Source organism: Sporosarcina sp. ANT_H38, assembly GCF_008369195.1.
Classification (GTDB): domain Bacteria; phylum Bacillota; class Bacilli; order Bacillales_A; family Planococcaceae; genus Sporosarcina.
This window is the reverse complement of sequence record NZ_VOBC01000001.1, coordinates 2,057,940-2,082,905: the sequence shown is the minus strand read 5'-3', so window position 1 is coordinate 2,082,905 and position 24,966 is coordinate 2,057,940. Positions and strand designations below refer to the sequence as shown.

The 24,966-nt window shown below is 41.9% G+C and carries 21 protein-coding genes; all 21 read left to right on the top strand.

Annotated elements, in window-relative coordinates; genetic code table 11:
* Nucleotides 1–17 precede the first annotated feature (17 nt).
* A complete protein-coding gene (flhA, locus tag FQ087_RS09820) occupies nt 18–2,048 on the top strand; it encodes a flagellar biosynthesis protein FlhA (RefSeq protein WP_149580264.1) in 2,031 nt (676 codons plus the stop codon).
* A complete protein-coding gene (gene flhF / locus FQ087_RS09815; RefSeq protein WP_149580263.1) occupies nt 2,048–3,160 on the top strand; it encodes a flagellar biosynthesis GTPase FlhF in 1,113 nt (370 codons plus the stop codon). The genes flhA and flhF overlap by 1 nt, the downstream gene beginning before the upstream one ends.
* Entirely contained in the window at nt 3,153–4,019 is an 867-nt protein-coding gene (locus FQ087_RS09810; protein ID WP_149580262.1) for a MinD/ParA family protein, read from the top strand. The genes flhF and FQ087_RS09810 overlap by 8 nt, the downstream gene beginning before the upstream one ends.
* Nucleotides 4,000–5,169 carry a protein-glutamate methylesterase/protein-glutamine glutaminase gene (locus FQ087_RS09805; RefSeq protein ID WP_370456048.1) on the top strand — a complete coding sequence of 390 codons (1,170 nt, stop codon included), beginning with the start codon at nt 4,000–4,002 and terminating at the stop codon, nt 5,167–5,169. Before FQ087_RS09810 ends, FQ087_RS09805 begins: the two co-directional genes overlap by 20 nt.
* Nucleotides 5,170–5,182: 13 nt before the next feature.
* Nucleotides 5,183–7,225, top strand: a complete 2,043-nt coding sequence (locus FQ087_RS09800) for a chemotaxis protein CheA (protein WP_149580261.1) — start codon at nt 5,183–5,185, stop codon at nt 7,223–7,225.
* 15 nt (nt 7,226–7,240) lie between these two features.
* Nucleotides 7,241–7,708, top strand: a complete 468-nt coding sequence (locus FQ087_RS09795) for a chemotaxis protein CheW (RefSeq protein ID WP_149580260.1) — start codon at nt 7,241–7,243, stop codon at nt 7,706–7,708.
* Entirely contained in the window at nt 7,698–8,330 is a 633-nt protein-coding gene (locus FQ087_RS09790; RefSeq protein ID WP_149580259.1) for a chemotaxis protein CheC, read from the top strand. Before FQ087_RS09795 ends, FQ087_RS09790 begins: the two co-directional genes overlap by 11 nt.
* A gap of 1 nt (nt 8,331) precedes the next feature.
* Complete coding sequence (locus FQ087_RS09785; RefSeq protein WP_149580258.1) at nt 8,332–8,826, top strand: chemotaxis protein CheD; 495 nt, start codon at nt 8,332–8,334, stop codon at nt 8,824–8,826.
* Between the two features lie 132 nt (nt 8,827–8,958).
* Nucleotides 8,959–9,741 carry a FliA/WhiG family RNA polymerase sigma factor gene (locus tag FQ087_RS09780; protein ID WP_149580257.1) on the top strand — a complete coding sequence of 261 codons (783 nt, stop codon included), beginning with the start codon at nt 8,959–8,961 and terminating at the stop codon, nt 9,739–9,741.
* Nucleotides 9,738–10,037, top strand: a complete 300-nt coding sequence (locus FQ087_RS09775) for an RNA polymerase subunit sigma (RefSeq protein WP_149580256.1) — start codon at nt 9,738–9,740, stop codon at nt 10,035–10,037. The genes FQ087_RS09780 and FQ087_RS09775 overlap by 4 nt, the downstream gene beginning before the upstream one ends.
* A gap of 5 nt (nt 10,038–10,042) precedes the next feature.
* A complete protein-coding gene (locus tag FQ087_RS09770) occupies nt 10,043–10,564 on the top strand; it encodes a hypothetical protein (protein WP_149580255.1) in 522 nt (173 codons plus the stop codon).
* A gap of 144 nt (nt 10,565–10,708) precedes the next feature.
* A complete protein-coding gene (gene rpsB, locus FQ087_RS09765; RefSeq protein WP_149580254.1) occupies nt 10,709–11,437 on the top strand; it encodes a 30S ribosomal protein S2 in 729 nt (242 codons plus the stop codon).
* An 86-nt stretch (nt 11,438–11,523) separates the two neighbouring features.
* Nucleotides 11,524–12,408: a translation elongation factor Ts gene (tsf, locus tag FQ087_RS09760; protein WP_149580834.1), complete on the top strand. Its 885-nt coding sequence runs from the start codon at nt 11,524–11,526 to the stop codon at nt 12,406–12,408.
* A 154-nt stretch (nt 12,409–12,562) separates the two neighbouring features.
* Complete coding sequence (gene pyrH, locus FQ087_RS09755; RefSeq protein WP_149580253.1) at nt 12,563–13,288, top strand: UMP kinase; 726 nt, start codon at nt 12,563–12,565, stop codon at nt 13,286–13,288.
* Nucleotides 13,288–13,845 (top strand): ribosome recycling factor, encoded by a 558-nt coding sequence (frr, locus tag FQ087_RS09750; protein WP_149580252.1) that lies wholly within the window; start codon nt 13,288–13,290, stop codon nt 13,843–13,845. Before pyrH ends, frr begins: the two co-directional genes overlap by 1 nt.
* 316 nt (nt 13,846–14,161) lie before the next feature.
* Entirely contained in the window at nt 14,162–14,956 is a 795-nt protein-coding gene (locus FQ087_RS09745; protein ID WP_149580251.1) for an undecaprenyl pyrophosphate synthase, read from the top strand.
* Nucleotides 14,953–15,747, top strand: a complete 795-nt coding sequence (locus FQ087_RS09740; RefSeq protein ID WP_149580250.1) for a phosphatidate cytidylyltransferase — start codon at nt 14,953–14,955, stop codon at nt 15,745–15,747. The genes FQ087_RS09745 and FQ087_RS09740 overlap by 4 nt, the downstream gene beginning before the upstream one ends.
* Before the next feature lie 16 nt (nt 15,748–15,763).
* Nucleotides 15,764–16,912: a 1-deoxy-D-xylulose-5-phosphate reductoisomerase gene (locus FQ087_RS09735; protein ID WP_149580249.1), complete on the top strand. Its 1,149-nt coding sequence runs from the start codon at nt 15,764–15,766 to the stop codon at nt 16,910–16,912.
* Nucleotides 16,913–16,955: 43 nt separating this feature from the next.
* Entirely contained in the window at nt 16,956–18,218 is a 1,263-nt protein-coding gene (gene rseP, locus FQ087_RS09730; protein ID WP_149580248.1) for an RIP metalloprotease RseP, read from the top strand.
* A gap of 301 nt (nt 18,219–18,519) precedes the next feature.
* Complete coding sequence (locus FQ087_RS09725; protein ID WP_149580247.1) at nt 18,520–20,226, top strand: proline--tRNA ligase; 1,707 nt, start codon at nt 18,520–18,522, stop codon at nt 20,224–20,226.
* Nucleotides 20,227–20,388: 162 nt separating this feature from the next.
* On the top strand, nt 20,389–24,699 hold the full coding sequence (locus FQ087_RS09720; RefSeq protein WP_149580246.1) for a PolC-type DNA polymerase III: 4,311 nt from the start codon (nt 20,389–20,391) through the stop codon (nt 24,697–24,699).
* Nucleotides 24,700–24,966: the final 267 nt, after the last annotated feature.

The following is a 24,966-nucleotide window of genomic DNA, read 5'->3' as shown; positions in this document are numbered from 1 at the left end:
AAGAAAGTAGGGATGACATGCAATTCAGAGATATAGGAGTACTCGCGGCGGTAATTATGATCGTTGCGATGCTTGTCATCCCGCTTCCACCATGGCTTTTAAGTTTCTTGATTATTATTAATATTACGCTTGGACTTTTAGTTCTTTTAACAGCCATGAACATGCAGGAAGCGTTACAGTTTTCAATTTTTCCTACCTTATTACTTCTACTTACACTTTTCCGTCTGGGTCTTAATGTTTCGACTACGCGGGCAATTTTAACAAACGGAGATGCGGGTGGAGTTGTTGAAACGTTCGGGACCTTCGTTACAGGAGGCAATATCGTCGTTGGTCTTGTTATTTTCATCATCCTAGTCATTATTCAGTTTATCGTCATTACAAAAGGTGCGGAGCGGGTGTCCGAAGTTGCAGCCCGTTTCACGCTCGATGCAATGCCGGGGAAACAAATGAGTATCGATGCTGACTTGAACGCTGGTATGATTTCTGAAACAGAAGCACGTGCGAGACGTGAAAAAGTAAGTAATGAAGCCGACTTTTACGGTGCAATGGACGGGGCAACGAAATTCGTCAAAGGGGATGCAATTGCCGGTATTATTATCGTTATTATCAACTTACTTGTTGGTATGATTATCGGGGTTGTTCAAATGGGTCTTCCGTTCGCGGAAGCGGCTATCCTGTTCTCAGAATTGACAGTCGGTGACGGTATCGTTTCACAAATACCAGCACTTCTCATTTCGACTGCAACAGGTATTGTTGTGACACGTGCCGCATCTAAGGGGAATCTTGGTACTGATATTACTAGCCAACTTTTGGGGCAGCCTAAACTACTTTACGTTGCTGCTGTAACTGTTTTATTGCTAGGTCTTGCAACACCTATTAGTGATATATTTACACTTCCAATTGCGATTACACTTGCAGTTGCGGCATATATAATGTCTCAAAAAGTCACAGAAAAACCTGAGGAATTACTGGAGATGGAAGAAGATTTTGAAACGGAGGGCATGAAGAGTCCGGAGAATGTCGTCAATTTGCTAAATATAGACCCTATTGAATTCGAATTCGGTTATGGGCTTATTCCGCTCGTTGATGCAACACAGGGAGGAGATCTCCTTGATCGAGTCGTCATGATCCGTAGGCAATTGGCAATCGAGTTGGGCCTTGTTATTCCGGTCGTCCGTATCAGGGATAATATCCAACTACAGCCGAATGAGTACAGAATCAAAATTAAGGGCAGTGAATTAGCTAGAGGAGAATTACTTCTTGATCACTACTTGGCAATGAGTCCAGGCGGGGATGATTCGATCGAGGGTATCGATACGATAGAACCATCTTTTGGGCTACCTGCTAAATGGATAACAGAAGACGTGAAAGAAGATGCCGAGATTCTCGGCTACACGGTTGTCGATCCGCCGAGTGTTGTTTCAACCCATATGACAGAAGTGATTCGTGCAAATGCTGCGGATTTGATTGGCCGTCAAGAAACAAAACAACTTGTCGATCATGTGCGTGAGACATTCCCGATTCTTGTCGATGAGTTGACGCCTACACCATTGTCAATTGGTGAAATTCAAAAAGTACTTGCAAAATTGCTTAACGAGAACGTCTCGGTACGGAACTTGCCAATAATCTTTGAAACACTTGCTGATTATTCTAAATATACATCAGATGTCGATGTCTTAACAGAATATGTTAGACAGGCTCTTGCAAGGCAAATTACAAATCAGTACGCATCAGCTAGTCAGTCACTTAAAGTGCTGACTGTAACTGGTAAAGTTGAGAAAATGATTGCCGATAATATTCAACAAACGGAGCAGGGGAATTATCTATCTCTCGACCCGCAACATTCACAAGACATTATCGAGGCGATTGCAGCGGAAGTGGAACGTGTTGCATTGATGGACCAATCGCCGGTTGTTCTGTGTACGCCGGCAATCCGCATGTATTTGAGACAAATAACGGAACGATACTTCCCTCAAATCCCAGTATTATCATACAATGAGCTCGAAGCTTCAATTGAAGTCCAAAGTGTTGGGGTGGTGGATATCTGATGAAAATGAAAAAGTATACCGCGGAATCAATGGTAGATGCCATGAAAAAAGTTCGTATGGATTTTGGCGATGATGCGATTATTCTTAGTTCGAATGTTGTTAAATCTAAAGGTTTTCTCGGCTTATTTAAAAAGAAAGTTGTCGAAGTTGTTGCGGGGTTTGACGAACCGGCTCCAAAAATAGAAGAAACTGTTTTTTTGCCAATTTCATCACACACTGAAAAAGATGACGGTGCGTCTATGGAACTAAAAAAAGAAATGACTGAAATGAAAAAGATGTTGAAGGATATGCAGCAAGCCGCTAGTCATTCCCGTTTTCCTGATGAAATGAAACCGTTACTTACACATCTTGAAAAACAGGGATTGTCCGTAAATTTCATTACCGAGTTAGGTGAGAATCTTTACGATAGAATGAAAGCGGAGAAAAAATATTTTACAAATGAAGAGCAACTTGTCATTGTGAAGCAATTTCTTGAAAGAGAAATTGGAGATTTACCGTTTGGAGGAATTTCTTTCAACAAAAAATTCATAAACGTTCTTGGGCCAACAGGGGTTGGAAAGACCACAACCATTGCTAAGATTGCTGCACGGGCACTTCTTGAAAATAAGAAGAAAATCGGTTTTATCACAACTGATACATACCGAATCGCAGCAATTGAGCAGCTTCGTACATATGCGAATTTGTTACAGGCCCCAGTAGAAATTGCATATAATAGTACAGATTTCGAGAAAGCACTCGAGAAACTGGCTGACCGGGACCTGATTTTTATTGATACGGCAGGTCGAAATTATAAAGAGACTAAGTTCGTAGAAGATTTGGCACGTCTAATTGATTTTTCTCTAGATATGGAATCGTATCTAGTGCTGTCCCTTACGTCGAAAGAAGAAGATATGAGGGTCATCGTCGAACAGTTCAAATCATTTGCAGTCGAAAAATTCATTTTCACGAAAATGGACGAAACTGGATCAATCGGTCCAATGTTTAATTTGATGAAGGACTATGGTATTGGTACCGCATATTACACTGATGGTCAGGAAGTTCCAGAAGATATTACCGAGGCGGATAGCATGAAACTCATTACCTTGTTACTAAAGGGTGTATATGATGCGTGATCAGGCAGAAACACTTAGGCATAGGATGCTAAAATCCCAAGGAAAACTATCAAAATCGATTGCTATTGTCAGTGGAAAAGGTGGTGTTGGAAAATCCAATTTTTCGACAAATTTTGCTCACGCACTTTTATCTAAAGACAAGAAAGTAATTATCATTGATATGGACATCGGAATGGGCAATATTCATATTATTCTTGGAATGACGCCGCGAAATAGTTTGAAAGACTATTTGCTAGGGGAAAAAGAAATAGATGAAGTAGTAAATGAAGCGCCTGGAGGTTTGTCCTTCATTTCCGGAGGTTCTGGGCTAGATATGGTAATGGAATGGTCGAAAGAAATGTTTGATAGGTTGATAGAGGCGTTTGAACATCTACAACAAACATATGATTTCATCTTGTTTGATATGGGGGCGGGGGCAACGCAACGTACAATTGAATTGATTGTCGCTGTCGATGAAATCATCGTCATTTCGACGACAGAGCCTACTTCCATCACAGATGCCTACTCCATGATGAAGTTTATTTGCCTGCAAGACCCTGACAAAGAATTCGGGATCGTCGGCAACCGTGTTTCAAAAGGGGATGATGGTAATGATGCTGTAACGAGACTTCAGTATGCGATGCGAAAGTTCCTGGGGAAAGAAACTAAGATTCTTGGTTTCTTGCCAGAAGACCCAGTAGTTCACAAAGCGGTTCTTGCACAGGAGCCATTTCTGCTATTATTTCCAAACGCTCCTATTTCAAAAAGAATGATGGCGATTGCTGAGATTTTTGTCAAGCCAAGTTTTGAAGAGGAGTATCAACAAGGGGAAGGCTTCCTCGGGAAATTGAGGAGCATCTTTGCGAAAGGGCGTGGATGATTTGAATATAGGCAATCGCAAAAAAGCGCTTGTTGTGGACGATTCAGCGTTTATGCGTAAGCTCATATCCGATTTTCTCTCTGGACATCCTGAAATTGAAGTGATTGGGACTGCTCGCAATGGCAAAGAGGCAGTTGAAAAAGTAAAATCGCTGAATCCAGACTTCGTAACAATGGATATCGAAATGCCGATTATGAATGGTCTTGAAGCGCTGAAAGAAATAATGTCTTGCAATCCACTGCCTATCGTAATGTTGTCGAGTACAACAAAAATAGGTGCAGAAAACACGATTCTAGCTATGGAATACGGTGCAGTTGACTTCGTTGCGAAGCCGGGTGGTGCCATATCCTTGAACCTTCACGAAGTGAAGGAAGAAATCCTTGGAAAGGTCATTGCTGCTTCGGGGGTACAGATGTCTACGTTGACTAAAAAATATGCTGATCGGCGTTTGCCGAAGCTAATCATTTCGGATTCACGTGACAGTCAAGTTGAGAAAAAGGTGGAGTTATCATCTTTTTCAAATAAACAAAAACAGATGCATAACGTCTCTAAAAATAAGATTTCCAAAACTGGCAAAACATTTGTTATAATAGGTACATCGACAGGGGGTCCTAGGGCACTGCAAGAGGTACTAACCGGTTTACCCGCCTCAATCGGTATTCCAATTCTTATTGTTCAACATATGCCTCCAGGTTTTACAAAATCCCTTGCAGATAGGCTGGATGGTCTTTGTGATATTCATGTAAAAGAAGCAGAAGATGGCGAGTTGCTAGAAAACGGAACTGCTTATATTGCGCCGGGTGGCAAGCATCTTAAAATGATGAAAAAAGGCATGACTTACTGTGTACAATTGGATGCAGTAGATCCTTTGCGTATGGGACATCGACCTTCCGTGGATGTTCTTCTCGAGTCAGCTGCAGAAAATACTGAACTGAACTTTTTGACTGTCATCATGACAGGTATGGGGCATGACGGGAAAAGCGGCATGGAAGTGCTTCGGAAAAATGGGAAAACAATCACCATTGCTGAATCGGCAAAGACATCGGTCGTATATGGCATGCCAAAAGCAATAAAAGAAGCTGGTTTTGCTGATGAAGTCGTGGACTTAAACGACATATCAGAAACTATTATGAGAATAATAAAGTCTTAAAGGAGGCGTCACGATGGATACGAATCAATACTTGGAAATGTTTATTGATGAGAGTAAGGAGCATCTGCAAGCATGTAACGAGCATCTGTTGGAACTTGAGAAAAACCCGCAAGATCTTGCGATTGTAAATGAAGTATTCCGATCGGCTCATACGTTGAAAGGGATGTCTGCAACAATGGGATATGAAGACATCGCTGATCTTACACATATGATGGAGAATGTATTGGACGCGATCCGTAATTCGAAAATTCGTGTCACAACTGAGATTTTAGATATCGTTTTTCGAGCTGTTGACTATCTTGAGGAGATGGTCCTGGATATAGCTTCTGGGGGAACAGGTAAAAAGGATGTACGTGAACTGGTCGACTCGTTGAACAGGATAGAAGTAGGCGGGGGAGTAGCTGAAGCTGAAACTGCAGCTACCGTTGTACTAGAAGATAAAGCTAGTCAAGAAGATGCTCTTAATTATGATGGTTACGAAATGACTGTTATTAGTCAATCATTTGAACAAGGTTTCAGCGCGTTTGAAATCATTGTAAAACTGCGAGAAGATTGTTTGTTGAAAGCGGCAAGGGTTTATATGGTATTTGAAATACTGGAAAAATCAGGTGAAATCGTTAAATCTGAACCGAAAGTAGAGCGACTTGAAAATGAAGACTTCAACGAAACGTTTACGGTAGCACTTATTACCAAAGAAGATGCGGATGTATTGAAAGCTAAAGTTATGAAAGTGTCCGAAATTGAAAGTGTGACTGTTATATCGGTTACGACTGATTATTTGATGCGTGATAAATATAACGAAATTTCTGAATCCCCAGACTCGAATCCGCAAGTTATTATTGAGACAGATGTGAAAAAAGGGTCAAATGATCAAAAAGGAAAACGAAATACGGGTGTGCAATCGGGTAATAAAACAATTCGTGTGAATATTGACAGACTCGATATCCTTATGAATTTGTTTGAGGAGTTAGTCATTGATCGAGGCAGACTTCAATCGATTGCAAGTGAAATTCATAACCCGGAATTGAACGAAACTGTCGAGCGGATTACGCGAGTATCAGGTGATTTGCAAAGTATCATCTTGAACATGCGCATGATACCAGTCGAGACGGTATTCAATCGTTTCCCGAAAATGGTAAGGCAGTTGGCCCGTGATCTAAACAAAAAAATCGAGCTTGAAGTTATCGGAGCAGAAACCGAGCTTGATCGGACGGTTATTGATGAAATTGGGGATCCGCTCGTTCATTTGATCCGTAATGCACTAGATCATGGAATTGAAAGTCCTGCTGAACGGATTGCGAAAGGAAAGCCTGAGGTAGGTACAGTGACATTACGTGCTTACCATTCTGGAAATCATGTATTTATCGAACTAGAGGACGATGGAGCTGGTGTCAATCGTGAACGTGTTCTTGCAAAAGCGATCAAAAGCGGTATAGTTTCATCAGAAATGGCTCAATCGTTGACGGACCGTCAAGTAGCTGAACTCATTTTGGCATCAGGTTTTTCGACAGCTGAAAAAATTTCGGACGTTTCAGGACGAGGTGTTGGTCTTGATGTTGTGAAAAATACGATTGAATCGCTGGGCGGATTTATTTCAATCGAGTCAAAAGAAGGACAAGGCTCTTTATTCCAAGTACAACTGCCTTTAACTCTGTCTATTATTTCCGTTATGTTAGTAGAATTGGAGAGCGAAGTGTTCGCAATTCCACTTTCATCGATTATTGAGACGGCTATCATTCAGACTTCGGAGATTATGAAAGCGCACAATCAGCAAGTAATCGATTTCCGTGGCAATATCATACCACTCGTAAATTTGACGGAAATTTTCGAAATGCCTGAAAGAATCGGAGAAACGAACGGTTATCAGTCGATTGTTATCGTTCGTAAAGGTGAAAAGTTAGCAGGTCTTGTTGTCGATTCATTCATCGGACAACAAGAGATTGTCTTGAAATCGCTCGGTAATTATTTGCAAAGTGTATTTGCGATATCTGGTGCAACAATTCTTGGAAATGGACAAGTTGCACTTATTGTCGATTGCAACGCGTTGATTAAATAATCGGGAGTGAAAAATATGACTGACATACTCAATCAAAAAGAAATGAAAGTTATCGTTTTCCAATTGCTGGATATGGAATATGCCATCAGTGTCGATATCGTTCAGTCAATCGAGAAAGTACTTTCGGTTACCCGGGTTCCCAAAACGCCAGCTTATGTTAAAGGGGTCATTAACCTTAGAGGACTCGTTACACCAATTGTCGACTTACGTGAGCGGTTCGGTCTCGCTACCAAAGAGATGGACGACAGTTCGAGAATAATCATTGTCACGTTGGATGAATATGATGTAGGACTGATTGTCGATGCTGCAAACGATGTACTCGACATTCCAGTGGATGCAATCGAACCACAACCAGAAGTCGTCGGTACTATCGAATCAGACTTCATATCTGGTGTTGCTAAAGTTGAAAAACACCTTCTCGTTATGCTGAATCTGGATAAAGTTCTTGAACCAGTAAAGAGGGCGACTTTAGATGAATTCTGAAAATCCGATTAGTGATATGCATCTTGATGTATTGAAAGAAGTGGGGAATATAGGAGCTGCACACGCAGCAACTTCGTTGTCACAACTGCTTGATCGTAAAATTGATATGTATGTTCCGGATGTCAAACTAGTGTCCTTTGATGAGATGTTTGATCTTGCTGGTGGCGCTGAAACAATAGTTGCTGGAATCTTCCTCCGTATTGAGGGGGATTTGTCCGGCAGTATGTTTTTTGTCCTTCCTTTGAAATCCGCAAATCACTTCATTAGAAAATTAATTTCGGACAAGACGTTTGATTTCGCTTCTCCTAACCTTCCTGAAATAGGCATATCTGCGATGCAAGAACTTGGCAATATTCTCTCGGGCTCATATTTATCCGCACTATCCGATTTCACGGGCTTGAAAATTTATCCTACAGTACCTTCGTTAAGTGTAGACATGGTTGGCGCAATCGTTAGTTTCGGACTAATTGAAGTCTCTCATCATAGCGACGAAGTAATCGTTATCAACACGCAGATACGCGAAGAAGGTGAGGATGAGGCTTCAGGCATAGAGGGCCATTTCTTCTTGCTTCCGGATCCTTCATCATACGTTACTATTTTCCGTTCACTAGGTGTGATGTAAGATGGTGATTTTGAACGAGGTAATCAGGGTAGGAATAGCGGATATGAATATCGTCAAGGAACCGATGACAATTCGAACCTCTGGCCTGGGTTCATGTGTCGGAATTGTACTATACGATGAGAAGAAAAAGATTGCAGGTATGGTACATATCATGCTTCCGGATTCCAATCTTGGCAAATCGGATCGCATTAATGCCGCTAAGTTTGCGGATACCGGTATTTATGGGTTGATGGAATTGCTAAAGGCTGAAGGAGTCAGACCGATGGCATTGAAGGCGAAAATTGCAGGTGGTTCACAAATGTTTCAATTCGGTTCAAGCGATACAATTCGAATTGGTCCGCGAAACGTTGAAGCCGTTAAGCAAGAATTGAAACGATTGTCCATCCCGATTATTGCTGAAGATACAGGTGGATCGAGTGGCCGTACAATCGAATTCAATCCTTCACTATCAATGCTTACTATTCGAACAGTGAATTTAAGAACAAAAGAAATTTGAAAAGTAAAGCGGAAGAAATCGACCGCCGAACACTAAGTATGGCGGCTGCTTGGTACAGTCGCCTTTTTTCGTATTTTTTTGCTATAATAACAAGTAATTATGACGGAATCATCATGGAAAGTGAGGGATTCGATGTCGAAACAGGATTTAATGGAGGAAGATGTATGTTGGGACCTGTGGATTCGTAATCGTGATCCCGAAGCAGGAGACGTTCTCGTCCTCAAATACACACCACTTGTCAGCTATCATGTACAGCGGATTAGCTCTGGACTACCTCGCAATGTTTCCCGAGACGACATTATGAGTCTTGGACTTCAAGGTCTTTTTGACGCATTGACGAAGTTTGATCCTAGCAGAGACTTAAAATTTGATACGTATGCATCTTTTCGTATCCGAGGCACAATCATTGATGGTTTGCGGAAGGAAGATTGGCTGCCGCGTTCTTCTAGGGAAAAATCAAAAAAACAAGAAGAAGAAATTATGAAACTTGAGCAAAAGCTACAGCGTCATGCGACCCCTGAAGAAATTGCAGAATATATGGGGATAAGTGTGGATCAAGTATATCAAACTGTCCATGAACATTATTTTTCAAACGTTCTTTCTATTGATGAAAAAGTCAATGAAGATGACGATGAAGGACAAAAATCGTTTACCATAAAGGATGAAGGTTCTAAAACCCCTGAACAGAAGACGATGATGACCGAATTGATTGGTGACTTAGTAACTAAAATTAAGGAACTCAATAAAAACGAACAGCTTGTGCTGGACTTTTTTTATACTGAAGAAATGACGCTTACAGAAATTGGTGAAATTCTGGGTTTATCTACTTCTCGAATTTCTCAAATTCACTCGAAGGCGTTATTCAAACTTCGAAAACTATTATCATCTGAAATTGTCGATGGAGGGATATTATGAGTCTGAAAGGGATTGAACTGCAAATTGCCATACCCAAAACCTTCGATGCTGGGAAAATCGCAGAACAAAAGCACCAACAGACTCAATTAAATCTGGACCATGCCAATTCCCTTATGGAACGGCAAGGTTTGAAATCCAAAGAAACTGTCTTGGAATCGGAAGAAGCCGCCAAGACGGCTGCCGATGGTCATAAACAGGAACAAGGTCAGCTGCAGGATGGGGAGCGACAACAAAAAGAAGAGGAAAAGAAGACGGTACACCCATATAAAGGTGCGTTCGTTGACTTTACAGGCTAATGACGATGACAACGATTTTCTTAGTATTTTTATTCATCATACAAATAATAAGTTTTTACTTTCTAGCCTTGCTATACACTAAAATAACGAAATTTGATGATCTCGAAAAAAAACAGCGCAAGCTTATGACTGAAATGGACAATTCGATAGCTGTTTACTTATCCGAGTTAAAAGATGAGAATGAGCGTTTAATTGAACAGCTTACAGTATATGTTCAACAGCCTGCCATTCAGAAATCAAGTGCCAAGAATACACTTGCTTCAGAAGAATCCGTAGCAACTGAAGAATCCTCACCCGTAAAGAATACTAATATACCTAAAATGCCAGTTCATCTCGCTCTCAAGTCTTATAAGGCGGTCGCAGCAAGTCTAGGACAGACATCTGAAGAGACTGTGGTACCAGAAGAAGCTGAGGATGTTAGAACGCAGGTAACCAGACTGCACGATGCAGGACAGTCAATAGAAGAAATTGCTAAGCAGCTAGGCAAAGGTCGCACAGAGATAGAGTTAATATTGAAATTCAGATGAAGTGACTTGCAAAAAAAAAAAGCTTATGGTATATTATCAAGTGGTATTACTACACACGTGCACGGACGTCAGGAATGGTGCCGAGAGGTCGTTTTGACGGATGAGGTCCACGGAGGGAATTAAACCAAAACAGGAGGAATAAAAATGTCAGTAATCTCTATGAAACAACTTCTTGAAGCCGGAGTACACTTCGGTCACCAAACACGCCGCTGGAACCCGAAAATGAAGAAATTTATCTTCGTGGAACGTAACGGAATCTACATCATCGATCTTCAAAAAACGGTGAAGAAACTTGAAGAAGCTTACGCATTCATGCGTCAAGTTGGTGCTGATGGCGGTAAAGTTCTATTCGTCGGTACTAAAAAACAAGCACAAGATGCAATTAAAGAAGAAGCTGAACGCGCTGGAATGTATTATATTAACCAACGCTGGCTTGGTGGAACACTTACAAACTTTGGTACAATCCAAAAACGTGTTGCACGTATGAAGCAAATCGAAAAAATGGAAGAAGACGGTACATTTGACGTGCTTCCTAAAAAAGAAGTTGGACAACTTAAGAAACAACACGAACGTCTTGTGAAATTCCTTGGCGGAATCCGTGATATGAAAGCAGTTCCAGATGTTATGTTTGTTGTTGACCCACGCAAAGAACGCATCGCGGTTGCTGAAGCAATCAAATTGAACATTCCACTAGTAGGAATTGTTGACACGAACTGTGATCCAGATGAAATTGACTACATCATTCCAGCAAATGACGATGCAATTCGCGCAGTACGTCTATTGACAAGCAAAATGGCTGATGCTTTGCTTGAAGCAAGACAAGGCGAAGAAGATGAAGTTACTCAAGAAGAAAAAGCAGTAGCTGCAGAGTAAATCCAGTAGATGAAAAGACGATAAGCGGCTTATACCCTTATCGTCTTTTTTCGGAATTGATGGCATAAACAGGAGGAATGGAAAAAATGAAAATTACAGCTCAAATGGTTAAGGAATTACGGGAAAAAACAGGTACAGGCATGATGGATTGTAAAAAAGCGCTAACAGAAACAAATGGTGATATGGAAGCGGCAATTGATTTCCTACGTGAAAAAGGTCTATCTAGTTCTGCTAAGAAAGCGGATCGTATTGCTGCAGACGGTACAACGTTTATTCATGTTGACGGTAACGAAGCAATTATTCTTGAAGTGAACGCAGAAACTGATTTTGTAGCTAAAAACGTAGGTTTCCAAACGCTTGTAAGCGAGCTTGCTGTACATCTTCTTGCTACAAAACCTGCTACAGTCGAAGAAGCAGTAGTTTCTATATTGCCAAACGGATTGTCAGTAGCGGATCATATTTCAAACACTGTTGCTAAAATTGGTGAGAAAATCACACTTCGCCGTTATGAAATCCGTACAAAAACGGATAACGACGCTTTCGGTCCATACTTGCACATGGGGGGACGTATCAGTGTCCTTACTATCGTTGAGGGGTCGACAGATTCAGATGCAGCAAAAGACGTTGCAATGCACATTGCAGCATTGAATCCGAAATATGTTTCACGTGACGAGGTTTCTGCAGAGGAAATTGAGCACGAACGCAAAATCCTTACTGAACAAGCACTAAACGAAGGTAAACCTGAAAACATCGTAGCGAAAATGGTTGAAGGCCGTATCGGTAAATACTTCGAAGATATCTGTGTACTTGATCAGTCATTCGTTAAAAATTCTGACCAAAAAGTTGGTGACTTTGTGAAGTCAACTGGTGGGACTTTGAAAGAATTTATCCGTTATGCAGTTGGTGAAGGAATCGAAAAACCTGAAGATAACTTTGCAGAAGAAGTTATGAGCCAAGTTAAAGGTAACTGAGCCGTTATAGACTAACGAATGGGGAACACATGCGTGTGTTCTCCATTTTTCAAGAGCTAAGAAAGTATAAGTTTTTCAACATTGAACAGTGTCTAGCTCAAGCGCCTAGGAGCTTGCGCTTTTCTTAAGAAATAAGAATAGATGGAGGATACAAATGAGTAACCCAAAATATAAACGTATCGTCTTGAAATTAAGTGGAGAAGCACTTGCAGGCAATAAAGGTTTCGGTCTTTCGCCAGAGGTTATAAAAACAGTTGCATTACAAGTAAAAGAAGTTGTTGACCTAGATGTCGAAGTTGCCGTTGTTGTCGGAGGCGGAAATATTTGGCGTGGTAAGGTTGGCAGTGAAATGGGGATGGATCGTGCGACAGCGGATTACATGGGCATGCTTGCTACAGTCATGAATTCTCTTGCACTACAAGATTCCCTTGAAAAAATCGGCGTTGAAACCCGCGTCTCATCATCAATTGAAATGAGACAAGTAGCGGAACCATACATACGCCGCAAAGCAATCCGCCATCTTGAAAAGAAACGGGTCGTCATTTTCGCAGCGGGTACTGGAAATCCTTATTTTTCAACGGATACAACCGCAGCACTTCGTGCAGCTGAAATTGAAGCAGATGTCATCCTTATGGCGAAAAATAATGTGGACGGTGTTTATTCTGCTGATCCAGCAAAAGATGTAAATGCAGTCAAATACCTAGAACTATCGTTTTTGGATGTCATTAACCAAGGTCTTGAAGTAATGGATTCCACGGCTTCAACACTATGTATGGACAATGATATCCCACTCGTAGTATTCTCTATTATGGAAAATGGAAATATTAAGAGAGCTGTCCTGGGTGAACCAATTGGGACGGTCGTCAGGAGGAATTTATAATGGCAAACGAAGTAATGAATCAAGCAAAAGATCGTATGGAAAAAGCAATTGGTGGATATACGAGAGAACTAGCGTCAATTCGTGCAGGACGTGCAAGTGCTTCAATGCTCGACAAATTGACTATAGAGTATTATGGTGCACCTACGCCAATATCACAAATGGCTGGAGTTTCAGTACCAGAAGCACGTCTCCTTGTCATTCAACCATATGACAAAACAATACTTGCTGATATTGAAAAAGCAATCATGAAATCGGATATTGGGATTACACCTTCTAATGATGGTAGCGTCATTCGCCTTGCTGTTCCGGCATTGACAGAAGATCGTCGTAAAGAACTTGTTAAACTTGTGAAAAAAGAAGCAGAAGATGCAAAAATTGCGATTCGCAATGTGCGCCGGGATGCGAATGAAGATTTCAAAAAACTTGAAAAAACTAGCGAAATCACTGAGGATGAACTACACCGTTCTGGTGATGAAATCCAAAAGCTGACAGATTCGCAAATCGTAAGAATCGATGAAATTGCAAAAGACAAAGAAAATGAAATCATGGAAATCTGATAGAAGAACCTTCTATATTTCTAGACGTCCTAATTTCAGGACGTCTTTTTCTTTGCATAAGGAATAATAAAGTCTCGAAATGTGGATGATTTAAATCGTAGAGTCTTCACGTCTAGACTCCGGGCCACAAATGCTCGGAGGGGCATAGGATGTGAGTTACGCAGCAGGAAGGGATTGAACTGTATCCCACCTAGAAAAAAATGCGGCGTCGACCTACGCTTTTGTTCTGAACTGCAATAAAAAATGAAATTAACCGTCTAATTTGTTACGATAGAGTATGTACTTGCTCTGAGAGTAGCTGAGTGGAGGAAATGATATGCTGGAAAAACTTTTCGGGAAAAAAACTGTAGTGGTAGCTGGTTCAATTTCGGACCGTATTGCAACACTTCAAAGCAGGCAAATTCCTGCCCATGTCGCAATTATTATGGACGGCAACGGCAGGTGGGCGAAACAGCGTAATTTACCGAGAATTGCAGGCCATCATGAAGGGATGAAAAAGGTCCGTGTAATAACACGTATTGCAAATGACCTGGGTGTAAAAGTGCTCACACTTTACGCTTTTTCAACAGAAAACTGGAAACGACCTAAACTCGAAATAGACTTCTTGATGAAACTTCCTGGAGAATTTCTTAGCACTTACCTCCCCGAACTAATTGAGCAAAACGTGAAAGTTGAAATGATTGGAAACTTTGATATGTTGCCAAGTCATACGAAAACAGCAATTAGTAAAGCGATGGAGGAAACAAAGCACAATGACGGTTTAACATTAAACTTTGCCATGAATTACGGAAGTAGGTTGGAACTTGTTGAATCAGTAAAGGAAATTGCTACCCTTATAGCGGATGGTTCGATTCAACCTGGGGATATTGATGAGGCACTCATTGGATCTCATCTAATGACTGCGCACTTGCCGGAACCCGATTTACTTATCCGCACAAGCGGAGAAGTTAGGTTGTCCAACTTCATGTTATGGCAGCTTGCATATGCTGAATTTTCATTTACAAATGTGTTATGGCCAGATTTTGATGAGGTATGTATGCTCAATGCAATCGAAGAATTTCAATTGAGAAATAGACGCTTTGGAAGTGTAGAAGGGAATGGAGACGTTTGAAACAGAGGATATTAACGGCAATCGTTGCGCTTTTCTTTTTCGTTCCTCTTGTCATAATAGGAGGATTGCCTTTCACGATTGCTGTTTATGTAATTGCAACAATAGGGCTATATGAACTATTACGAATGAGAGAAATCCAACTGTTTTCGATTGAAGGTATTTTAACATGGGTAGCGCTTGCAATTTTACTTATGCCTGACAGTTGGAGCGAGGATGTCTTCGAAATAGTTGGTTATACAAAAATAGAAATGCTATTCCCAATTGTCCTCATCTTATTGATTTATACAGTCATTGTTAAAAATCGATTTACGTTCGATCATGCCGCTTTTTCTATTTTGGGTGCGTTGTATGTCGGAATAGGATTTTACTATTTGATTGAAACGAGATTGTTTGGAATTGAATACGTCGTATATGCATTGATGGTAATCTGGACGACTGATTCCGGTGCTTATTTCATAGGTAGGAAAATCGGTAAGCGAAAGCTGTGGCCGGAAATATCTCCAAATAAGACAGTCGAAGGTTTTATAGGCGGTATATTGTCGGCAATTGTTTTTGCTTGCATATTCCAAGCTTTCATCCCGATTGCTTCCACATATATCATATTAATTGTTGTGACGATTATTGCGTCTATTATAGGACAACTGGGAGATCTTGTCGAATCGGCACTAAAAAGGCATTATGAAGTGAAGGATTCAGGAAAACTCTTGCCAGGTCATGGTGGGATTCTGGATAGGTTTGATAGTCTCCTTTTTGTATTGCCATTACTTCACTTCCTACACTTTGTAGGGTAACGGAAAGGGTGTCTATATGACTAAGAAAATAAGTCTGCTAGGGGCTACAGGCTCCATCGGTTTGCAGACACTTGATATCATTGGTTCGAACCCGGATAAATTTAAGCTTGTATCTTTTTCAGCTGGTTTGAATATCGATAGTGTAAGGGAAATTGCCTCCGCGCACCAACCTCAAATGATATCTGTGATAAGACGTGAAGATGCCGAGTTGTTAAAAACTGAATTCCCCGCTATTCAATTTGTATGCGGCGATGAGGGGCTTGTTGAAGTTGCGGCACGCACGGGGGCTGATATATTGCTCAATGCTGTCATCGGCAGTGTAGGACTTAGACCAACCCTTGAAGCAATTCGCGCAGGGATAACGATTGCTATTGCCAATAAGGAAACACTTGTGGCGGCAGGGGATATTGTCATGAGCGAGGCTCGTAAATACGGTGTTCCGATTTTACCTGTTGACAGTGAGCATTCAGCACTTTTCCAAGCGTTGAACGGAGAAGATCCGAAACGTATTTCCAGGCTTATCTTGACTGCTTCGGGAGGTAGTTTCAGAGACCTTAGCCGAGCAGAACTTTCGAAAGTGACACTCAAACAGGCACTCGCACATCCCAATTGGTCAATGGGCAATAAATTAACAATCGACTCGGCGACAATGTTAAACAAGGGTCTCGAAGTGATTGAGGCACATCATCTCTTTGGAATGCCTTATGATAAAATCGATTGCTTGCTTCACAAGGAGAGCATCATCCACTCCATGATCGAGTTCGAAGATACGAGTGTCATAGCGCAACTTGGTTCACCCGATATGCGAGTGCCAATCCAATATGCCTTGACATATCCAGATCGAATTCCTATGCAAAATGCGAAACCACTTCGCCTTGAAGAGATTGGTATGCTACATTTTGAGAAAATGGATTATGTTCGCTTTAAAGCACTGGGACTTGCATATACTGCCGGTAAAGAAGGCGGTACAATGCCAGCTGCAATGAATGCAGCAAATGAAGTAGCGGTAGCGCTGTTCATGAATGGGCGTATCCCATTTGTGCAAATTGAAGACATTATTGAACGGGTAATGGAGGAACATCGAACAATTTTAACTCCTAATCTCGAAGCGATTTTGGAAACAGATTCGCTTACTCGAAAAATGGTGTATGCTATGGTAGAATGAGTTTTTTAGAATCGGCCTACGAGGTCAGTGAAGGTGGTTTTTCATGGAAACCGTAATTTCGTTTATAATCGTATTCGGTACTTTGGTCTTTTTTCATGAACTAGGACATTTCTTGTTTGCGAAAAAGGCTGGAATTATGGTGCGTGAATTTGCAATTGGATTCGGCCCTAAAATTATTGGTATTCAAAAAGGCGAAACGTTATATACAGTTCGGCTTCTGCCGCTTGGCGGTTATGTTCGGATGGCAGGGGATGACTTTGATACGGTTGAATTACAGGCCGGTTATCGTGTAGGTCTATTGATCAATGCTGCGAACGAAGTTGAAAAAATTTATCTGAACCGCAATGTTGCGAATCCTGACATTCTGTTCCTAGAAACAGAATCATCCGATTTAGAAAAGGAAATGTTCATCAAAGGTTATGATGATGAGGGACAGCTTGTCCGTTACAATGTTTCTAGAAAAGCGGTTATCTACGAGAAGGGGCAGAAAACGCTTATTGCTCCGTATGATCGCCAATTCGAATCGAAGTCTGTCGGTAGTCGATCAATGGCCATCTTTGCTGGTCCATTGTTTAACTTTATCCTCGCGTTTTTCATATTCCTTGCGATTGGATTGTTACAAGGTGTTCCGACATATGAACCGGTAATTACGAACGTAGTCAGCGGTGATCCTGCACAAGCTGCTGGGATGAAAGATGGAGACTATGTTAAAGAAGTCGATGGCAAACCCATCGGAACGTGGCAGGAGTTTGCTAAAATCATTCAAAACAGTCCCGGTGTCCTAATCCAGCTTGAAGTCGATCGTAACGGTGAATCGGTGATAATGGATGTTGTACCAAAGACACTCGTAGAAAAAGGAAAAGAATACGGCCAGATTGGCGTGAAATATGCAAGCCCAGTAGAGAAAGGTCTGCTAAAAGCAGTTCAGTATGGGGCCGAAGAAACAATTGTATGGTTTAAAAGAATAGCCGATTTACTCGGGCAGCTTGTAACAGGTCAATTGTCACTCGATGCCTTATCAGGTCCGGTAGGCATTTACAAAGCTACTGGGGAAGTGGCACAGCACGGTATTTATAGTCTCATGAACTGGGCGGCAATTTTAAGCATTAACCTGGGCATTATGAACTTGTTGCCATTGCCAGCACTTGACGGCGGAAGGCTATTATTCTTCCTGTTTGAAGCAATTCGAGGTAAACCAATCGATAAACAAAAAGAAGGAATGGTTCATTTTGTAGGGATTGTTCTGCTGATGTTACTGATGCTTGTTGTAACCTGGAATGATATACAGCGCACTTTCTTTTCATAAAGAAAAGCGCAAGGCGCCGTTTAGCCCCGAAAAGTAGGAGGGATGAAGTTCAATCCCTCCCTGCTGAAAGGCCTGTATCGACAGGACAGAAGCGACTCGAGGGGTTGGCGCCTGGAGTCAAGACAAGAAAAGTGCAAGGCGCCGCTTAGCCCCGACAAGTAGGAGGGATGAAGTTCAATCCCGTCCTGCTGAAAGACCTGTCGGAGAAGGCGTTTTTTGCCTTTAACGACAGGACAGAAGCGAATCGAGTCTAGACAATTAACGAAGACTTCTAAAAACATTACTCAAGGTGGGGAAATAGATGAAACAATCACGAACATTCATACCTACAATGCGTGAAATACCTTCTGATGCTGATGTAAAATCCCATCAATTACTTTTACGTGCAGGTTTTATCCGACAAAATACAAGTGGGATTTATTCATTCCTGCCTTTAGGGAAGAAAGTACTTCAAAAGGTCGAGACGATTATCCGTGAAGAAATGGAAGCAATCGAGGCTGTAGAAGTATTTATGCCTGCAATGCAACAAGCGGAATTGTGGCAGGAAACGGGAAGATGGTATTCGTATGGTCCTGAGCTATTCAGAATGACTGATCGGCATAAACGGGAATTTGCTCTCGGTGCGACCCATGAAGAAGTAATTACTTCTCTTGTCCGTGATGAAGTGAAATCGTATAAGAAGTTACCGCTGACAATGTTCCAAATCCAGACGAAGTTCAGGGATGAGCAGCGTCCACGTTTCGGTCTTCTTCGAGGACGCGAATTCATAATGAAAGATGCGTATTCCTTCCACGCTACGGAAGAGAGTCTTGATGAGAAATACCAGGAAATGATGCAAGCTTATACAAAGATATTTACACGGCTTGGTCTTGATTTCCGTGCGGTCATGGCAGATGGTGGCTCAATCGGTGGTACAGATACACATGAATTCATGGCGCTATCTGACATTGGAGAAGACACAATCGCGTACAGTGACTCTTCGTCATATGCCGCTAATATTGAAATGGCCGAAGTGAATGTTAACTATGAAAAGCTGGACGAAGTGTTACAGGTAGTGGAGAAAATTGCAACGCCTGACCAAAAAACAATCAGCGAAGTCGCTTCATTCCTTAATGTTGATGCAACTCGTCTTATTAAGACACTTATCTTCAAAGCAGATGACGAGCTAATTGTAGTCCTTTGTCGTGGAGATCATGAAATCAACGATATAAAGCTGAAAAATGTACTTGGTGCTTCAGAAGTTGAATTCGCTACTGAAGGCGACGTTACTGAACTTCTTTCTTGTGGTGTTGGTTCAATTGGACCTGTTAAACTTCCTCTAGATCTCAAAGTGATTGCAGATCACTCAATCGCATCAATCGTAAACGGTGTTTGCGGAGCGAACGAGGATGGTTTCCATTTGACGAACGTCAATCCAGAACGTGATTTTGCTGTGGATCGTTATGAAGATCTTCGTTTCATACTTGAAGGAGATGCATCTCCGGATGGCAACGGTACCATTAAGTTTGCTAAAGGAATTGAACTTGGACATATCTTCAAACTGGGCACTACATATAGCGAGCCTATGGGAGGAACGTTCCTTGATGAAAATGGCAGATCGAAGCCGTACATCATGGGCTGTTATGGCATTGGCGTTTCCCGTATTCTTGCAGCTGTTGCAGAACAGTATAATGATGAGCAAGGCTTGAAATGGCCGAAGAAAATCGCGCCATTTGAAGTCCATCTAATTGCTGTAAATCTTAAAGATGAAAGCCAGAAGGAATTGGCTGATGAATTATACAAAGTCTTGAAATCTTATAGATACGATGTTCTCTATGATGATCGTCCGGAGCGGGCGGGTGTTAAATTCGCGGATTCGGATTTAATTGGTCTTCCAATCCGTATTACAGTCGGAAAGAGAGCTTCGGAAGGGATTGTCGAAATAAAATTCAGACAAACCGGAGAGACTGCTGAATGGGCAAAAGAAGAAATAACTGAAAAGTTACAAGCGTTTTTTACAGCTGAATAACTAATGAGAAGGGAAGGCCGCATGTCGGTACTTCCCTTCTTTTTCGAAAGATAAGAAAGAGTACGTTTTTTGACCTAGAACATTGTCTAGCTCCAGGCGCCAACCCCTCGGGGCTGTACGGCGCCTTGCGCTTTTCTTAATGATGAGGGATAGGAGAGGCTTATGAACGCTATAAATAAATTATATATCTTGCTGCAGCAAATCGAGATGACGGATGATCAATATGCCATTCACTTTGAACATGCGGAACTTAACCGTGTGAATATTCATCGGAAATCGAGAGTGTGGCAATTTAATTTGACGCTCGAAAAACCGTTACCGGCGGATGTGTATACAGTGTTTTCGCAACGTGTGAATAAAACATTTGCTGCGATTGCGGCGATCAAGCTTCATATTACGTCCAAAACGCAAGAAGTGGATGGACAATTACTATCGGATTATTGGCCTTTTATTATTGAAGAGCTGAGTGATATGTCACCGCCAATTAGAGAACGTCTTATTGGACAAAAGCCGATCATGACGGGTGGGAAAATGACGCTTCTGTGTACAAGTGATTTGGAACTGCAAATGATGAAAGGTAAATATGCTGAACTCATTTCAGACGTCTATACATCATTTGGTTTTCCGCGACCTGCCGTCGATTTCAAATTGACAGTGGAAGATAGCGGAGCGGAAGCTGCCCGTGAAGCATTTATGGCGCAACGGCTAGCGGAAGAGGAAGCGTATGGTAAAAAAGCGCTTGAAGATTTAAAACTAAGGGAAACATCCCAGAAAGAAAGTGGCACTGTATCTGGACCATTCCGTCTCGGAACACCAATTAAACCAGATGAGCCTATGCTCGAAATTCAGCATATTCAGGACGAAGAACGTCGTGTGACAATAGAAGGCTATGTGTTTGACACGGATGTTCGTGAACTGCGGAGCGGACGCTCACTGTTGACGATTAAAGTGACAGATTACACGGATTCAATTCTTGTTAAAATGTTCTCGCGTGATAACGAAGATGCGGAAATGATGAAGGCGCTGAAAAAAGGGACATGGATTCGAGCACGCGGCGGTATCCAAAACGATACGTTTGTTCGTGATCTTATTATGATGGCTCAAGATGTTATGGAAGTGTCGCCTATTATCAGGCAAGACAAGGCGCCGAAGGACCGAAAACGGATTGAACTGCATGCGCATACGACGATGAGTCAGATGGATGCCGTTGTATCAGCATCTGCACTTGTTGAGCAGGCAGCAAAATGGGGACACCCTGCAATCGCAATTACGGACCACGCGAACGTCCAATCATTTCCAGAGGCGTATAATGCTGGGAAAAAGCATGGTGTGAAAGTCATTTTTGGACTAGAAGCAAATTTGGTTGATGACGGAGTACCTATCGTTTTTGATGAACAGCATAGAAAACTTGAAGATGATTCATTTGTTGTATTTGATGTTGAGACGACGGGGCTTTCCGCGGTGTATGACACGATCATTGAACTCGCTGCAGTCAGAGTGAAAGACGGTGAGATTGTTGAGACATTCGAAAGATTCTCCAATCCGCATCATCCACTATCTTCTACAACGACTAGGCTGACGGGAATTACCGATGATATGGTGAAAAATGCACCAGAAATCGAGGATGTCACGAAAGATTTCATCGAATTTATCGGTGACTCGATTCTAGTCGCTCATAATGCGAAATTTGATATGGGCTTCTTTTATGAGGCATGTAAAAAGGCGAGTTTGGAAGCTGCAGCCTATCCAGTTATCGATACGCTCGAACTGGCTCGCTTCCTTTACCCAGAGATGGGGAATCACCGGCTAGGTACGCTAGCGAAAAAGTTCGGAATCGAACTGACTCAGGCTCACCGAGCAATCTATGATACCGAAGCGACTGCGCATCTGTTCCTTCGTTTGTTGAAAGATGCGGAAGGGAAAGGTATCGAATACTTGGATGACTTTAACCGCCATATTGGTGAAGGTGACGTCTACAAACGGTCTCGGCCATCGCATTGTACGCTTTTAGCGGTTGATGATGAAGGTTTGAAGAACCTGTTTAAACTCGTTTCTTACTCACATATGGATTATTTTTACCGCATTCCGCGTATTCCACGTTCATTGCTTGTTAAATACCGCAAAGGGCTGCTTGTTGGTTCTGGTTGTGATAAAGGTGAAGTGTTCGAGGGGCTTATGCAGAAACCGATGGAAGAAGTAGAGGAAATCGCGAAGTTTTACGATTACCTTGAAGTGCATCCAAAACCGGTTTATTCGCATCTGCTTGAACTTGAATTAATTCGCGATGAGTGGAATATGGAAGATATTATGCGGAAATTGATCAAACTTGGAAAAAAGGTCGGTCTCCCGGTTTGCGCAACAGGAAATGTCCATTACATTGATGAAACGGATGCAGTATTCCGCCAAGTACTGGTCAGATCACAAGGTGGAGCTAACCCGATGAATAGGCATTCGTTGCCGGCAGTCCAATTCCGGACAACGGATGAAATGCTAGAAGAATTTGCGTTTCTTGGTCAAGAAGTTGCGGAAGAAATTGTCATCGACAATCCACATGCAATTTTAGAGAGAATTGGTAACGTAAAACCAATCAAAGATGATCTCTATACCCCGACAATCGAAGGGGCAGATGAAGAAGTACGCGAATTGACATATTCAATGGCACATGGAATATATGGTGAGCAATTGCCGGAAAACATTGAAGCGCGCATTGAAAAAGAATTGAAGTCGATTATTGGCCACGGCTTTGCGGTCATCTACCTCATCTCACACAAGCTTGTGAAAAAATCGCTGGATGAGGGTTATCTTGTTGGATCTCGGGGCTCGGTTGGTTCCTCGCTTGTTGCTACGATGATGGAAATCACTGAAGTGAACCCGATGCCGCCACATTATATTTGCCCGACCTGTAAGATATCCGAGTTTTTTGATGATGGGTCCGTTAGTTCTGGATACGACCTTCCGGACAAAATGTGTCCTACGTGCGATACACCGTTCAAAAAAGATGGTCAGGATATCCCATTCGAAACCTTCCTTGGATTTAACGGGGATAAAGTACCGGATATTGACCTTAACTTCAGTGGTGATTATCAAGCACACGCGCATAATTATACGAAGGAACTTTTCGGGGAAGATTTTGTTTACCGTGCAGGGACAATCGGAACAGTTGCTGAGAAGACAGCTTATGGCTATGTACGTGGCTATATGAATGATAATAATTTGAACTTCCGTGGGGCTGAAATTGACCGGCTTGTGCAAGGTTGTTCGGGTGTTAAACGGAATACAGGGCAGCATCCCGGCGGAATTATCGTTGTTCCAGATACTATGGATATATTTGATTTTACGCCCATCCAATTTCCGGCGAATGATCTGAATTCGAGCTGGAAGACAACTCATTTTGACTTCCATTCCATCGACAATAACTTGTTGAAACTCGATATTCTCGGTCATGATGATCCGACGATGATTAAAATGTTGCAGGATTTATCCGGAATTGATCCACTTACGATTCCACCGGATGATAAAGGCGTCATGGAATTATTCAGCGGTACATCTTCGCTTGGCGTTACTCCGGATCAAATCGGTTGTAAGACGGGAACGCTCGGTGTACCTGAGTTTGGGACAAGATTCGTTCGGCAGATGCTTGAAGAGACGAAGCCGTCAACGTTTTCGGAACTGATTCAGATATCAGGATTGTCTCATGGTACGGACGTTTGGCTCGGCAACGCCCAGGAATTGATTCAGAATAAAACATGCGAATTGAAAGATGTTATTGGCTGTCGTGATGATATTATGGTGTATTTAATCTATCAAGGGTTAGATCCATCGATGGCATTTAAAATTATGGAATTCGTCCGTAAAGGCCGCGGTCTGACACCGGAGTTTGAAGCGGAAATGAAAGCTCAAAGCGTTCCTAACTGGTACATTGAATCTTGTAAAAAGATTAAATACATGTTCCCTAAAGCGCACGCAGCTGCCTATGTGCTGATGGCGTTGCGCATCGCATACTTTAAAGTGCATCACCCAATTTTGTACTATGCAACATATTTCACAATACGGGCTACGGACTTTGATCTGCTGACGATGACGAAGGGATCTGCGTCGGTACGGGCACAAGTTAAAGAAATTAATGCAAAAGGGCTGGATGCAACGCCAAAAGAAAAAAGTTTACTGACGGTGCTTGAAATTGCGCTGGAAATGTGGGAACGCGGTATTTCATTGGCAAGACCCGATTTGTATAAATCTGACGCAACAACATTCCTTATTGAAGGCGATACACTGATTCCGCCATTCAATTCAGTTCCGTCTCTTGGGACGAACGTTGCGAATTCAATTGTTGAAGCTAGGAAAGATGGAGAGTTCCTTTCTAAAGAGGACTTCCAACAGCGCGGTCGTGTTTCGAAGACGATTGTCGAGTATATGGATGCATTAGGTTGTCTGGAAGGCATGCCTGAAGCGAATCAGCTGTCTCTCTTCTAGGATTTTCACTGAGTTTTTCGAATTACAATACGAGGAGTTGTTTGGCATCTATTGTATAATCCCCGCAAAGGGAGCTGGAATTATACAAACAAACTGAACTCTTCTTGTACGGTTTGTTTGCACGAGCAAATATCGTATGGTATGATGGGAACAACTTTTGTAATAGTCTTGCGCAAAAAGAGTGGGATTTCCCGCTCTTTTCTGTTGTTCTGTACTGTTTTTTAATTTTATTTAGTGAGAGTCTAGGTTCTCATCAAATAAGGTTAG